The sequence below is a fragment of the Candidatus Brachybacter algidus genome, assembly GCF_016707225.1.
Classification (GTDB): domain Bacteria; phylum Bacteroidota; class Bacteroidia; order Chitinophagales; family Saprospiraceae; genus Parvibacillus; species Parvibacillus algidus.
Genome location: NZ_JADJID010000001.1, coordinates 794638 through 808563 on the forward strand (window position 1 = coordinate 794638; position 13926 = coordinate 808563).

Annotated in this window: 16 protein-coding genes; 15 read left to right on the forward strand and 1 reads right to left on the reverse strand. The window is 34.9% G+C overall.

Annotated features, from left to right (window positions below; translation table 11 throughout):
- Positions 1-5 precede the first annotated feature (5 nt).
- The 13 genes from IPI15_RS03230 to IPI15_RS03290 all read left to right on the forward strand — a co-directional run bounded on the left by IPI15_RS03230 (position 6) and on the right by IPI15_RS03290 (position 9010).
- Positions 6-314 (forward strand): YqcC family protein, encoded by a 309-nt coding sequence (locus IPI15_RS03230; protein ID WP_287400683.1) that lies wholly within the window; start codon positions 6-8, stop codon positions 312-314.
- A gap of 516 nt (positions 315-830) precedes the next feature.
- The gene (locus IPI15_RS03235) at positions 831-1496 is read left to right on the forward strand and encodes a hypothetical protein (protein ID WP_287400685.1); all 666 of its coding nucleotides are present in this window, start codon (positions 831-833) and stop codon (positions 1494-1496) included.
- A gap of 92 nt (positions 1497-1588) precedes the next feature.
- Positions 1589-1840: a hypothetical protein gene (locus tag IPI15_RS03240; RefSeq protein ID WP_287419178.1), complete on the forward strand. Its 252-nt coding sequence runs from the start codon at positions 1589-1591 to the stop codon at positions 1838-1840.
- Between the two features lie 41 nt (positions 1841-1881).
- Positions 1882-2352 (forward strand): DUF481 domain-containing protein, encoded by a 471-nt coding sequence (locus IPI15_RS03245; protein ID WP_287419179.1) that lies wholly within the window; start codon positions 1882-1884, stop codon positions 2350-2352.
- An 11-nt stretch (positions 2353-2363) separates the two neighbouring features.
- A complete protein-coding gene (locus IPI15_RS03250; RefSeq protein WP_287400687.1) occupies positions 2364-3116 on the forward strand; it encodes a hypothetical protein in 753 nt (250 codons plus the stop codon).
- Positions 3117-3395: 279 nt separating this feature from the next.
- Positions 3396-4457 (forward strand): leucine-rich repeat domain-containing protein, encoded by a 1062-nt coding sequence (locus IPI15_RS03255; protein WP_287400688.1) that lies wholly within the window; start codon positions 3396-3398, stop codon positions 4455-4457.
- Between the two features lie 46 nt (positions 4458-4503).
- Positions 4504-5643, forward strand: coding sequence for a DKNYY domain-containing protein (locus tag IPI15_RS03260; RefSeq protein WP_287400689.1), 1140 nt, complete (start codon positions 4504-4506; stop codon positions 5641-5643).
- Positions 5644-6090: 447 nt separating this feature from the next.
- Positions 6091-6549, forward strand: coding sequence for a YHS domain-containing (seleno)protein (locus tag IPI15_RS03265; protein WP_287419180.1), 459 nt, complete (start codon positions 6091-6093; stop codon positions 6547-6549).
- Between the two features lie 22 nt (positions 6550-6571).
- The gene (locus tag IPI15_RS03270) at positions 6572-6970 is read left to right on the forward strand and encodes a DoxX family protein (protein WP_287400692.1); all 399 of its coding nucleotides are present in this window, start codon (positions 6572-6574) and stop codon (positions 6968-6970) included.
- Positions 6971-7052: 82 nt separating this feature from the next.
- Positions 7053-7682 (forward strand): DUF1223 domain-containing protein, encoded by a 630-nt coding sequence (locus tag IPI15_RS03275; RefSeq protein WP_287419181.1) that lies wholly within the window; start codon positions 7053-7055, stop codon positions 7680-7682.
- A gap of 67 nt (positions 7683-7749) precedes the next feature.
- Positions 7750-8127 (forward strand): DUF4260 domain-containing protein, encoded by a 378-nt coding sequence (locus IPI15_RS03280; RefSeq protein WP_287400695.1) that lies wholly within the window; start codon positions 7750-7752, stop codon positions 8125-8127.
- 60 nt (positions 8128-8187) lie between these two features.
- Positions 8188-8745, forward strand: coding sequence for a sigma-70 family RNA polymerase sigma factor (locus IPI15_RS03285; protein ID WP_287400696.1), 558 nt, complete (start codon positions 8188-8190; stop codon positions 8743-8745).
- Between the two features lie 10 nt (positions 8746-8755).
- Complete coding sequence (locus IPI15_RS03290; protein WP_287400697.1) at positions 8756-9010, forward strand: hypothetical protein; 255 nt, start codon at positions 8756-8758, stop codon at positions 9008-9010.
- 53 nt (positions 9011-9063) lie between these two features.
- Here the strand turns inward: IPI15_RS03290 and ribD are convergent, their stop codons facing one another.
- Complete coding sequence (gene ribD, locus IPI15_RS03295; RefSeq protein WP_287400698.1) at positions 9064-10101, reverse strand: bifunctional diaminohydroxyphosphoribosylaminopyrimidine deaminase/5-amino-6-(5-phosphoribosylamino)uracil reductase RibD; 1038 nt, start codon at positions 10099-10101, stop codon at positions 9064-9066.
- Positions 10102-10523: 422 nt separating this feature from the next.
- On the opposite strand from ribD, the gene IPI15_RS03300 reads away from it, so the two are divergent.
- Positions 10524-12389 carry a M1 family metallopeptidase gene (locus IPI15_RS03300; RefSeq protein WP_287400699.1) on the forward strand — a complete coding sequence of 622 codons (1866 nt, stop codon included), beginning with the start codon at positions 10524-10526 and terminating at the stop codon, positions 12387-12389.
- 204 nt (positions 12390-12593) lie between these two features.
- On the forward strand, positions 12594-13865 hold the full coding sequence (locus IPI15_RS03305; protein WP_287400701.1) for a replication-associated recombination protein A: 1272 nt from the start codon (positions 12594-12596) through the stop codon (positions 13863-13865).
- Positions 13866-13926: the final 61 nt, after the last annotated feature.

Below are 13926 nucleotides of genomic sequence, written 5' to 3' on the forward strand. Positions count from 1 at the left end.
TGCAAATGACATCAAAAGAAAATCTTATAATTATTAAGGTCAGGGAACTGGAAACTGAGCTCAAAGAATGCGGTCTTTGGCTTAAGTTTCCACCATCCTGGACAGACCATTTTGATGAAGTCAAAGATTATGACAAAATCGATTTTGTGCAATGGTTGCAATTTATATTTATACCAAATTATTTACATCAGAATGGAAAAGAGATGCACTTAAGTAGAATTTCAATTGTACCTCAGGCTATTAAGTATTTTGAAAATGATGTTCAGAAGGGAAAGCTATTACAAATACTTATAGAAATAGATTCAATTGTATAATAAAGCCATGCCATACTTCAATAGGGATCAATTTATAAAATTGATTTTGAGTATTTGCATAATAGTTCATTTTGCGGTGTTCATTTTGACCTTTACCAGCAAAAAGTTTTTACAATTTGTATCAGTGTTGAACGGGGCAGTGGCTGCCGGTATCATATTCTATTGGCTAAAGAGGCAAATGAGATATGAGAAATTTGATTTTCATTCGAAGGAAATGTTGGTATTAATATTTGAACTTATACTGCTGCTGATATCCATTTATACCCTTATAAAACCAGGTGTACATCAATGGATTAAGCTAACACAATGCATATCCTTTGGAATTCATTTGATCATACTAGTTTTCCTTTTATGCTTTATGAATTTTTTTAAAATGAACCAGTTGATCTAATGCTCTCTGATATTATTCTTTATGATAATAAAATTATTCTATTCTTGACCAAAACAATTATTCCATATCCGCCGGAAATAGATCGATTTCCGGCTTTTTAAATCTCTTGTAAAACTTTTAGTAAAATGAAATTTCGATACATAACCTTTATCTTTGCCACACTATTCTGTTCTTATATTATGGCTCAAAAAATTATCTCAAATGAATCAAAATTAAATAATGGTATGAAAACATTGAGCGGAGAATATCATTACAGAAAAATGGAATTGGTCTCAGGCTTTCTTTTTACACCTGATGGAAAGTTCGAATTCTATTACAGTTACGGCGCATCTGATCGAAATGCTACCGGGACATATCATATCGAAGGGGATACCTTAAAGCTGAAAAGTGATAAAAAGGGTGAGCATGATTTTGCTGTGGACAAACAAGGCAAGAAATCGGGGTTTATCACTATCAAGATTAATTCACCCGACGCCTATCTTGCATCTTCTGTATTATGTATGTGCATAATCGATGGAATAGAGCATAAATATTTTGCTGACAACAATGGTTTAATCGAGACCAATATAACCAGCTGTGATAAGATATTTGTGCAACACCTTTTGTTTCCGGATGTCTTCACACAAATAAGTAAGGAAAAATTTGATAATAATTATTTCGAGCTTTCTCTTTTGCCGTCTTTACAGCAAGTTAGTTTTAAGTATATAGATTTTATAATAAAGGATGATGTCATTACTTGTTACCCTAATTATTTTCTCCCTTTTGAAGATATAGAATTTGTAAAGGAGTAGTTTTTTATTTGGAAATAAATTATTATTTCCTGCTTTCATGTCTGAATTCTATCTTTATCAAACCTTATAAACATTAACTATTATCTATTCTTATGAAATACTTTTCTTTAATTCCTTTTATACTGGTTTTTTTAATTTTTGATGGTGGTCAATGCTATGCTCAACTATTGAATGTAGAAAGTATGAGGATTAGAACTGATACCACTGGCTGGTTTGGAGAAGTAGGATTGAGTGGATCATACATTGAAAGCGAATCCACTGTTTTGCAGGCAGATGCCAGAGGATTAATAGAATATAAGGGAAAGAAATCCTTATTTTATTACTTGGCAATTATAATTTATTAACGGGTGATGGCAAGAGCCTTGTCGATAATTACATGTTACACTTGCGCTATAATTATAAAATAACAAAATGGCTGCGCTGGGAAGTTTTTGGGCAATATCAACAAAATGAGATCCTAAGCATCCATCAAAGAATATTGCTTGGGACAGGCCCACGATATAAACTTGCTGATAATAAAAAGGTGAGATTGTATCTCGGAACATTAGTCATGTGGGAATTTGAACAAGAGTCGAATCCTGAGAAAACCAAACATGATGATTATAGATTTAGTAATTATTTATCTTTTAATATCACCCCGGCTTCAAATCTTGAGATTGTAAGTACTACATACTATCAACCTCAAACAAATTATTTTCCTGATTTTAGGATTTTGAATCAAAATTCATTGCTCGTGAAGGCAGGTAAGCACTTTGTTTTCTCTGTTAATTATCAACTTGCCTATGATTCGCGACCGGCCATCGGTATACTCAACAGGACTTCTCAGCTTAGTTCTGGCTTGGCATATAAATTTTAAAAAATAATAAAATGAAAGATACATTTTTTGGAATTGCTTTATTTGTACTGTCATGCATTTTTATTTCTTGCAAAAATCATGAAAATGTTGCTACAGAAATACCTAAAGTTACATTATCAGAAGGTCTTTATGTCAATCAAAGTCTTTTGGAAATGATAGTGGATACTACCTTGCTGTGGGATATTCGAAGACTTGGCGAGCAGATTACCATACTAAAAGGGGACACGATCGAAGTAGATAATTTTATTGAAAAGGGAAGATTCCATTTTAGTTATACGAATGATTCTGTTATTAGTATTGATCCATTATTATATGGAGCGAAGTTTTCTTTTCAAATTAAAAGCGCTACTGAATTGCATCTTAATGATACTTTGAACTATAAAAAGGGGGAAACGCAATCATTTGTAAAAAGTGATAAATCTTTTATGCAATTATTGAATGAAAAGCTGGTGGCAGGTAACTATGCAGATGATAAAAGTAAAGTGAAGAATACTATAATTCTAGGTTCGGATGGAAGTATTAAAAATTGGAATTATACCGGTTACGAATTGTGTATTGCCGGTGATTGCGCTGAAATGCCCGCATTTCCTGCTAATGTCATATTGCTAAAAACGACAGATGGCCTTGAGTTTATGGTCTATAAGGTGGAAAAGAAAACTGCCGGCAGGTACCTTACATTATATAAGTTAGAAGCTGGTTCACCGGATGAAAAGGGTAACATGGCTTTGACAGGAGATTCGGTAGTGTTGAAGAATATTTACTAGTTATTGATGAGAGAAGTAGGTAATAAGTAATGAGTAATGGGTAATGGGTAATGAGTAATGAGTAATGAGTAGTCAGTAATCAGTATTCAGTAATTGGTAATCAGTAATTTAGGCAAAAGTAAATTGCATGTAGTCAGATTTTTTTCTCTTCCAGAGGGGGTAGGGGATCCTTTGATTTTCATACTTATCTTCTGATCAATGCGAATCTTCACTATTATTTTTGAGTCAGATACTATTGAAACTAAAGTTCTGATATTTAACATGATCCAATATTATAAAATGGTATTAAAATTAGTCTTAATAATCTCGCTATTATTAGTTTGCAGTTGGCTTTGGTCATGTTCACGACCAAATGAAAAGAATACTACCGTTGTCATCGATAGTGCTTGGTGGAATGGATTAAGTGATGAGTGGAAGTCTATTTTAGTAATCAATCAAAATTTTTCTAAACAAGGTGTTGATATTTTTAAAATTCAATCGGAGTATATAAATAGACAAAATAAGGTAAATGAATTTAAAGATGAAGGGAATACTTCTCTTTATGAATTGAATAAACTTAATTTGTTTAATATTGGATGTGATTACCTGTATAGAAGAGCGCTGCGAATCGGGTGGATGAAAGAATGTTTGCCTATAGACCTCAATACTTTAGGGGATTTGGATACTATTTATATGGTGAATGGTCCTGGTGAGTTAACGCCGTTAAAAGCATTTAAACACTTGAAAGTTTTGATTTTAAATTACTGTGGAATTGATAATTCAATAAGCTATAAGGATCAGAATTTGGATTTAAGTCCGCTTAGTTCAATGAAAGAACTTAAGGTGTTGCATTGTTGTTCGGATGCTCTAAAAACGCTGGATCCTATCAAGGGTCTTACTGGACTTGAAGTACTGCGTTTTGATGAAAGTAGGGTGAAAAGATTATCTGCTCTGAAGAAATTGAAAAATCTGAAGTACCTTTCATTTGGCTCAGGTATTGAAAAGGGCAATGTTGTTTCTAAATTGGTCAATCTCGAGGAACTCTATATAGACGGATGCAAGCAATTACCTAATCTAAGTCGCTTAACCAGATTAAAGAAACTTTGTGTTTCAGAGGGAGAAATGGTTGTTGTAAACTCTTCATATAGAATCAATAAACTTAGTTTCTTAGAAAATCTTACTCAGCTAGAATATCTTGATATAAACAGAACTTCATATTCCGGGAGTTCGAAAGAATTTGAACAATTGTCGAAATTAAAGGCGGTTACTTTCCCATCAAGTATGTATAATGATGATGTTCAGGATTTTATAAAAAGAAACAAGGCTATCAAAGTACTAAATGCTTATGAATTTGAATATTAAATTATAAATCCTATGCCAAATAATTAATTTTATTAAATTTTAAGAAATGAATTTCATAAAAGATTTTTTCAAGTTCACAGCATTTACATTTAAGTTGATATTTAAACTTTTTAAACTAGCTTTGGTGATGACAGGAGTCATAACGGTGGTAAGATGCAGTTCCGGTTTTACTAAAAAGGGGGATAAAGTTTATTATAATGGGGAAGAAGTTGGGAAAGATTTTATTGTCCTTAATGATCAATTTGCGAAGAATGATTCTGCTGCCTATTATAAGATGAAAAGCATACAAGATGCTGACATTTTAACATTTGAGGCACTTGACAACCATTACGCTAAGGATAAAAACAAAGTGTATTACTGCAGTGAAGAGAGAGAGGTTAAGAATTTCTTTATGACCAAACGACAAGGAGTATATACAGTTGAAGGAGCAGATGCGTCAACATTTATGCTGATGGGTGAAAATAACTTTGGATACTGTAAAGACAAATACAGAGGATATCTCAATGGCAAATCTTTCGAGGTAATGGATGTAGCAAGTCTTGAGCTCATAGACTTTGTTTTTATCAAAGATAAATACCAGGTATACTGCAATCGTGTTGCTTTGCCGGGAAGTGATCCTGCGACTTTCAATGAACTTGCTGAATATTATTTTAAGGATAAAAACAATGTATATACTTACAGGAATGCCAGTGATTTGGTGATTCTACCATGCAAATCGGAATCATTTGTCGTTATTGAATACCCATACTCTAAAGACGCTGAAGGGGTCTATCATGCGGACAAGAAGATCACAGGAGCCGATGTCACTTCCTTCAAAAAATTAGAAAACGAATACGCAAAGGATAAAAATGCTGCCTATTTTAAAAATCTAAAAATTGAAGGAGCTGACGTAATGTCATTTGTGGTGGATAAAGGTTATGAAAACACTACCGATGAGTCATATTTTGCGAAAGATAAAAACTTTGTTTACAACAGAAATCTACCTTTAAGGGATGTTGATGTGATTAGTTTTATGGCACTCGAACAAGGATATACAAAGGATAAATTTCATGTTTATTACAATCAAAAAGTAATCAAAGCTGCTGACCCGGTTAGTTTTGAATGTTTTGGACTTCAGGTAGGAGGGGCAGATTCCAAGGATAAAAATCATAAATATCTTGAGGGGAAGAGGGCAGAGGAAGAGTAAAGTTTGTTCAACAACTGCTTTATTGCAAAAACAAATATTATCGACACTAAAGCCAGGCCTAAGGGCTTTGCTTATAAACTAAATATCACTCTGAAAATATTGACTTATTTCTAAAGCTCGAATTTGATAGCCACGACCGCGTAGCCAACATCGCAAATAATTGTCCGAATTCGGACGAATAAATTCGTGTTAGATGTAAAGCATCATTCGTGGAATTAGTGGCTAATAATATTTATCCTTGGCCGACTTCCCAAAATTATAGTCTAAATTCAAGACTGATTAAATAATCTTTAAACCATGGCCCAAGGGAGAGTCCTTGATTTGAATATAATCATCACACCAAACACCAAACATCAAACATCAAACTTTTCATTCTATCAAATAAATTATTTTTCCGAAATTGTAAGGTTATTTGGTTTGAATCGTATAACTTATAAAATCGAAAGAATGAAAAAGTTATTAAGGGTTTTAGTGGTGATTTGCTTCACTGCAAGTATGGCAATTAGTCAGAAAACGGATCGAATCAAATCTTACAATGTTTCAAAAGGACTTGCAATTGAGGGTTATGACGCTGTAGCTTATTTTAAACTAAATAAGGCTGTCAAAGGGAAAAAAGATTTTGCTGTGAAGGACAAAGGGGTGCTATATTATTTCAGTTCTAAAGCCAACAAAGATGAATTTCTTAAAAATGCCTCCAAATTTGAACCGCAATATGGTGGCTGGTGTGCTTATGCAATGGGTGCAACTGGTGAAAAAGTAGAAATAGATCCTGAAACATTTAAAATTGTAGATGGAAAATTATACTTATTCTATCATTCGTTTACAAATAATACTTTGAATACTTGGACCAAAGATGAGGCCGGACTTAAGTCTAAAGCTGATAAAAACTGGGATAAAATAAACTAAATAATTATTAAATCGGATCAAAATGAATTGGAAGAATATAATTTCATGGGTTTTGCAAGTTGCTGGAGCGGCAATTTTATTACAAACCCTTTATTTTAAATTTACAGCAAGCCCGGAATCGGTAGAGTTATTTACGAAGCTGGGCGCAGAACCATGGGGTAGGATAGGGACAGGTGTGATTGAATTGATCGCAGGTATTTTGTTGGTACTTCCTTCGACAAGAGTCTTTGGAGCTTTATTGGGAATTGGGTTAATGCTTGGAGCTATTGCTTCCCATTTATTAGTGATCGGAATTGAATCTCAAGGAGATGGGGGTCAGTTGTTTATGCTTGCATGGATTGTTTTGGTTTGCTGTATTGTGATTTTAATTTTGAATAAGAAAGAAGTTGTGGCCCTGCGTTATAAATTGTTAAATAGATAATCTTTATTATATGCGATTAATAATTTCAATGTTTTGTCTGGTCAATATTATTTCATGTACTAAAGCTCAAAAGCAAACGGAAATGTCGGTTAATAAAGGAAATTCAGTAGCCCTCGTTGAACTTTTTACATCACAGGGATGCAGTAGTTGCCCTCCGGCAGATGAATTATTGGCAAATTTGATAAAAGAATATAATGATAATCAACAGGTAATTGCCATATCATTTCATGTGGATTACTGGGATCGGTTAGGATGGAAAGATCCATTTAGTCAACGCGTATTTACACAAAGACAAAGAAATTATGTAGATAAATTGGACTTGAGAAGCGCCTATACTCCTCAAATGGTCGTCAATGGGAAATACGAATTCGTTGGTTCTGATAAGTCAGCGCTTCAATCAGCATTGAAAAAAGCTCAGGATGATTTCTCGAAGGTAAGTGTCAAAAATTTAATGGCTAAGGAAAGTAATGATGCCATAAGTGTTTCGTATGAAATCGATGGTAAAATGGACGAAGATCAAGTTTTTTTATGTTTGATTTCGCCAAAAGAAGTTACTTCCATCAAAAGAGGGGAGAATGGAGGTCGCACTTTAATCAATACCAACGTCGTCTTGCAAATGTCTGAAGGAATCAAGAATTCAAAAGGTACTCATGATTTTAAGGTTCCAGAAAGTAAAAAAGAAGGATTTGGCAATCGTTGCTTTTGTGAGTGAAAAGAATTCAATGGCAGTGAAAGCAGCATATATGACGAAATTAGAATAACTTCATTTAAAAAGTTAAATGAAGTCATTACTTAAGTTGGAGGAATTTGCATTATTAATTTGCTTCAGTGGGATCTATTTTTATTATTTGGAAGGTAGCTGGAGCCTTTTCTTATTGTTATTTTTTGTTCCGGATGTATCTTTCCTTGCATATCTGGTCAATCCTGCTATTGGTGCCTTCTTTTATAATATAATGCATCACAAAGGATTGATAATGTTGTTTCTGATCATTGGCCATTATTTTAAAATAGCTACCATGGTGGATGTAAGTATCATTTTTTTGGCGCACAGCTGCTTTGATCGCTTATTTGGCTATGGATTAAAATATTTGGACAGTTTCGAACATACACATCTTGGATGGATCGGAAAGAGTGGTGGGAAAAATTTATCGAATTAAGTCGAAATGAGTAAGTTTACTTGATATAAAAGTCCTGAGGGAAGACCTTTTATTAATAGTATGCTCGAAAAAAAATCGTTTGATCCGGAGAAATGGATAGATAATTATGGTGATGAATTGTATAGTTATGCATGTTCAAGAATGAAGGATACATCTGTGGCTCAGGATATTGTTCAGGAAACATTCCTTAGTGCATGGAAATCAAAGGATAGTTTTAACGGGATTTATTCTGAACGAAACTGGTTGTATGCGATTTGTAAAAATAAGTTGATAGATCATTTCAGAAAGTCTGTAAGATCCGTTTCAACGGTAGATATTGAATTTGAAGATGTATACTTTAATAAAAAGGAACATTGGGTCAAGACAAAATCGCCCAAGACATGGACACAAGATCCAAGTTCAAAAGTAGAAAATGATGAGTTTTATAAAATTCTTGAGCTTTGTCAGAACAAATTAAAAGATCAACAACGGAATGTATTTATTTTGAAATATATGGAAGATATGGATACAGAAGAAATTTGTGAAAAACTTGAAATAACGCAGTCTAATTTTTGGGTTTTGATACACAGAAGCAAGTTGCAATTAAGAGCTTGCTTGGAAATGAATTGGTTTAAATGATCATTAAGTAATGAAGAATTTATTACACATCAGTTGTGAGAAAGCTACTATGTTGGTTTGTAAGCGGGAAGATTCGCCCCTTTTATTTGGTGATAGGTTCAGACTTAGCATACATCTTACTATTTGCACTGCTTGCAGATTATTTGCAAAACAGAATAATATCATCAACGAAAGCTTAAGAAATAATACACAAAATCTCGATGTAAAATTGCCAGAAGAAAAGAAACGGAAAATTAGAGAATTACTTGTGAAAGGTGAAGAATGACAATTGTCTTTCTGGATTTCTGAATATTTAAATTATGGAAACTCTCTTGGTTTCTAAATAACTTTCTTAAAAAATTGAACACTATCATTTATTAATTGTAAGTTGTCATAGCTTTCTTGCGCTGATAAAATAGGTGCTGAAATATCCCCATTTTCAACATTATTTTTAGATGTTATCACCCTTGCCTCATCCCAGGCTCCTGCGTCGATCACACTTTGTAATAATTTACTTCCACCTTCTACCATCAACTTGTAAATGCTATATTGATCGTAAAGGATCGACCAAATTTGATTCCAATCAATAGTTTCTACGACAACTGTTTTTATTCCTTCAAAAGTTGATTTATTAGTTGTAATTAGGATAGCTGGATTGTCTCCTTGAAACATTTTATAGCTGGACAAGGGTTTGGTAAAAGAATTTCCAACTACAAATCTTTGTGGTGATGAGCCGCTCCAATGTCTGTTGGTTAATTCCGGATCATCCGTTTCCAGCGTATTTCTACCTATCAAAATGCCGTCACAAAGTGAACGCCATTTATGACTGAGTCTGGAAGTATATTGATCACTGATCTGTATCTGACCTTCAGAAGAAGCCATGAATTGATCCGCAGTTTGAGCATACTTAAGAATGATATAAGGTTGTTTCTTGAGGTTATTTTTATAAAACCGATCAAGTAAACTTTTTTGGCCTTTTATTTCATTAAATTCGAAATAGATATCATTGTGTTTTAATAACTCCAAACCCTTATCGGCAGTAATGGGATGACTATCTTTTTCGAAAATGTGAACAGCTTTGGGTTTAAATGATGAAATTAATTCGGCGCATGGAGGGGTTTTCCCATAGTGCCCGCATGGCTCTAGGGTAACATAAACTTCCGAATTATTACCTGGATTATGTCCATTTTCTGTAGCATTTTTAAAAGCATTAACTTCAGCATGTGCTTCTCCAAATTTTTCATGTCGACCTTCTCCAATGATTATATCATTTTCAACAATGACACATCCTACAGGTGGATTGCTTTTGACATCCCGATCAGCAAGATTCGCCAGGTCTATGCTGCGAAGGAGGAATATATCTTTATTGTTCTTCATGATAAATTGTTGCTTTTCTTTTTCCTCCGTTGAATAAAGTCAACGGCAATTGAACACTAAGATTGAAAAATACCTAAAATTAGAAATTAGAATAACCCTTAAAGATATATTCAATTTCATTTTAATTGCCCATTGCCTATTACCCATTACCAATTTGTCAGAATCACGGATTTAAAGGATTACTCAGATTACACAGATTTATTTATGAATTAATATTGAACTAAAAGGTGATTTTAATTGCCCATTCACCATTACCAATTACTCATTCCCCATTACCCATCGCCCATCACCCGATCACTCATCACCCGATCACTCATTCCTCATAAATTTGAACCAATATACCATTCTGTGGTTAATTTGTTTGGCAAACAATACGAAAATTTGTTACTTACACCTATTCTTATACATTGTAACCACCATTTATGTTTAGATCCATATTTTTTTACACACTTGCATACGTATTCTTAACAATCATTTCATCTGGCTGCACAGGCGACAATAAAGCCAAATCATCAGATGAAAAACTCTCAATAAAGAGCACTGTCGATGACACCCACTCCTTCGGTGATAATTCCACTGCTAGGGTAAAGCACTTAAAATTAAATTTAAAAGCTGACTTTCAATCTTTGATATTGTCCGGAAGTGCCACTTTATTTTTTGATAAAAATGATGCAGATACTTTATTCCTGGATAGCAGAGATTTAAAAATCGATTCAATAATTTCCAATGGTTTGGTTAAGAATTTTATGGTAGATAAACCTGTAGAATTTCTTGGTTCAAAAATATCTATTCCAACAGCTGGTCTCGCTGATTCTGTAAAGATATATTACAAAACTTCGCCACAAGCTGCAGCGATTCAATGGTTGAAACCGGAACAAACATTCGGAAAAAAATATCCATTCCTTTATACTCAAGGAGAAGCTATTCTTACTCGTTCATGGATACCCATTCAGGATTCACCGGGGATTAGATTTACATATGAAGCGAATATGGAAGTGCCTAAAGAATTAATGGCCCTGATGTCTGCTGAGAATCCTCAGAAATTAAATCCACATGGCAAATATCATTTCTCCATGAAGCAAGCCATTCCGGCATACCTGGTGGCCTTAGCAATAGGTGATCTCAAGTTTGAAGCATTTGATGGACGAAGCGGTGTTTATGCCGAACCGGGGGTAATAAAAAGTGCTGCATATGAATTCGCCGAGACACCTGCTATGATTCAGGCGGCTGAAGCACTTTATGGGCCTTACGAGTGGGAGCGATATGATATATTGGTTTTACCGCCTGCTTTTCCTTTTGGTGGCATGGAGAATCCTCGATTGACATTTGCTACTCCAACTGTTCTGGCAGGAGATAGGTCTATGGCAAGCCTTATTGCTCATGAACTTGCCCATAGTTGGTCTGGCAATCTTGTTACAAACGCCACCTGGAATGACTTTTGGTTGAACGAAGGCTTTACCGTTTATTTTGAAAGGCGCATTGTGGAAGGTGTAAAAGGACGAGATTATGCAGTTGTAAATGCCATTATTGGTAGAAATGACCTCGATAACGCTTTTAAGGATTTCGGTGAGCAAGGCGAAGAGACTCGGCTATTGCTCGACCTCGAAGGAAAAGACCCGGATGATGGCATGACTGATGTAGCATATGAGAAAGGTTATTTATTTCTGGTTATGCTCGAGAAAGCTTTTGGAAGAAAAGATTTGGATATATTCTTGAAGAATTATTTTAAGGAATATAAGTTTAAGACAATTACAACCACGCAATTCGAAGAATATTTGTATAAATATTTTAAGCCGGAAGAGCTTGATAAACTGAAAGTAAAGGAATGGCTTTATCAGGCAGGATTACCCGACAATGCACCTATGTTTGAAAGTAAACTATTTGCATCTGTCACAGAGGAGAAACCTAAATTGCTGGATGGCAGCTCCAAAATTGCATTTAAAGATTGGGAATTTAATCAATGGTTGTATTTTTTAAGAATGGTCAATGGAGTAGCGACAATAGATCAACTTAAAAACCTTGACAAGAAGTATAATTTTTCAAAATCGGGAAATACAGAAATTCAGGCAATCTGGCTTGAAGACAACATCAATCTAAAAAATGCTGCAATTAATAACTCTGTCGATGAATTTCTTGGAAAGGTAGGGCGCAGGAAATTCTTAATGCCACTTTACGAAGCGTTGGTGGCTACCGGCCAAAAGGATGTAGCGGTCAAAATTTATAATAAACATAGAGATAGCTATCATTCTGTTTCACAAAATTCATTGGATAGGTTGTTGAAGAAGTAGGAGGCAGGGGTCAGTAGGCAGAGGTCAGTAGTCAGAAATTAGAAGTTGAGAGGGTGATAGGGTGAGGAAGTTAGAAGGTGTCCTCATGACCGATGGCATATTACCCATTACTTATTACTCAATACCGATTACCAATTACCCATTCTTTATAAATATTAGTGATCGATTTTTATTAATTTTAAGTTTAGCGTAAAGTAATTTTTCATGACACCACTTGCAGAACGGATGCGGCCGAAAAAACCTGCTGATTATTTCGGTCAGCAACACCTTATGGGTGAGGGTGCTCCTTTCAGAAGGTTGTTAGAGCAAAAAACGATACATTCAAGCATATTTTGGGGACCACCAGGTGTTGGTAAGACATCATTGGCGCTGTTAGTCGCTGAATATATTGACAGAAAGATCTACAGTTTAAGTGCCATCAATGCAGGTGTAAAAGATGTCCGTGAAACCATCGAAAAGGCAAGTAGAATTGATCTTTTCAACAAGAAAAGTCCTATTCTATTTATTGACGAGATCCATAGATTCAACAAGTCCCAACAGGATGCTTTGCTGGAAGCTGTGGAAAAGGGCATTATTGTGTTGATTGGCGCCACGACAGAGAATCCTTCATTCGAAGTCAACCAGGCCTTATTGTCCAGATGTCAGGTATATGTGTTGCAGGAGCTTTCAGCCGATGAGTTGAAAGCGATGGTGGACAATGCCATTCAAACAGATTCATTTCTTGCCGGCCAGGATATTGAAGTTCAGGAATATGATGCACTAATTTATTTTTCCGGTGGTGATGCCAGAAAGCTTTATAATATTCTGGAGATCGTGTGCGCCATGAATGATGGTGGAAAGATCATCATCAACAATGAAGTCATCGAAGAAGCGATCAAAGTCAAACAAATCGCTTACGACAAGGGTGGAGAATATCATTATGACATGATTTCTGCTTTTATTAAATCTATAAGAGGAAGCGATCCCAATGCAGCCTTGTATTATATGGCGAGGATGCTGATAGGAGGGGAGGACCCAATGTTTATTTGTCGGCGCATGGTCATCCTCGCTTCAGAAGATATTGGATTAGCTAATGTGAATGGGCTTCTCATAGCTCAAAGCTGCATGGATGCAGTGCACAAGATCGGTATGCCGGAAGCACGCATTGTCATGGCAGAAGCCTGTATTTATCTTGCTTCTTCTCCCAAAAGTAATTCGGCTTATTTAGCTATAGGAAAGGCCATGGATGCAGTAAATAAAACTGGAAACTTGCCTGTCCCACTCCACTTGAGGAATGCCCCTACCAATTTGATGGCAAAACTTGACTACGGCAAAGGATATAAATACGCCCATGATTTCGATAATAACTTTATCGATCAGCAGTTTTTGCCTGATCAATTAACCGATATAAAATTTTATGAGCCAGGTGAAAATGCGGCTGAGGAAAAATTAAATTCATTTTTAAAAGCAAGGTGGACAACAAAATATGGTAAATAAGAAAACTAAATTCCATTTGAATTAAGTTTTTAGCCTAATTTATGGTAGTTTCGCACCAAAA